At 64.1% G+C, this 740-nt stretch carries 1 protein-coding gene and 1 pseudogene; both read right to left on the bottom strand.

The annotated features are described in order from the left end of the window. Window positions 1-644, bottom strand: a 644-nt coding sequence (gene rplA / locus EOA28_RS37520) for a 50S ribosomal protein L1 (RefSeq protein WP_128315931.1), incomplete at its 3' end; no start/stop codon positions are given. 4 nt (window positions 645-648) lie between these two features. Next, window positions 649-740, bottom strand: a pseudogene (rplK, locus tag EOA28_RS37525) (50S ribosomal protein L11); the annotation flags it as partial.

The following is a 740-nucleotide window of genomic DNA, read 5'->3' on the forward strand; positions in this document are numbered from 1 at the left end:
GTGACCGACACCTTCTTAACGTAGTTGCCCTTGGCGCCGGCCGGCTTGGCCCTGTTCACCGCATCGGCGAAGGCGCGGACATTCTCTTCCAGCGCCTTGACGTCGAACGAAACCTTGCCGACGCCGGCCTGGACGATGCCGGCCTTCTCGACGCGGAACTCGACGGCGCCGCCCTTCGAAGCCTTGACGGCCGCAGCCACGTCGGTGGTCACGGTGCCGACCTTCGGGTTCGGCATCATGCCACGCGGGCCGAGCACCTTACCCAGACGGCCGACCAGCGGCATCATGTCCGGCGTGGCGATGCAGCGATCGAAATCGATCGTGCCCTTCTGGACGATGTCGACCAGATCCTCGGCTCCAACGATATCAGCGCCGGCGGCCTTTGCTTCCTCAGCCTTATCGCCACGGGCGAACACGGCGACACGCACGGAACGGCCGGTGCCGTTCGGCAGGTTGACCACGCCGCGGACCATCTGGTCGGCATGGCGCGGATCGACACCGAGATTCATCGAGACCTCGACGGTCTCGTCGAACTTCACCTTGGACCGGTCCTTGAGCAGCTGCAGCGCCTCGGAGAGCGCATAAGCCTTGTTTGGATCGATGCCTTCGCGACTCGCAGCAACACGCTTTGCAATCTTTGCCATGATCTTAGCCCACCACTTCCAGGCCCATCGAGCGGGCGGAGCCCTCGACCATGCGCATGGCCGCCTCGACGTCGTTTGCGTTCAGGTCCTTCATCT

Origin of the sequence: Mesorhizobium sp. M2A.F.Ca.ET.067.02.1.1 (assembly GCF_004023285.1) — a bacterium.
Classification (GTDB): domain Bacteria; phylum Pseudomonadota; class Alphaproteobacteria; order Rhizobiales; family Rhizobiaceae; genus Mesorhizobium.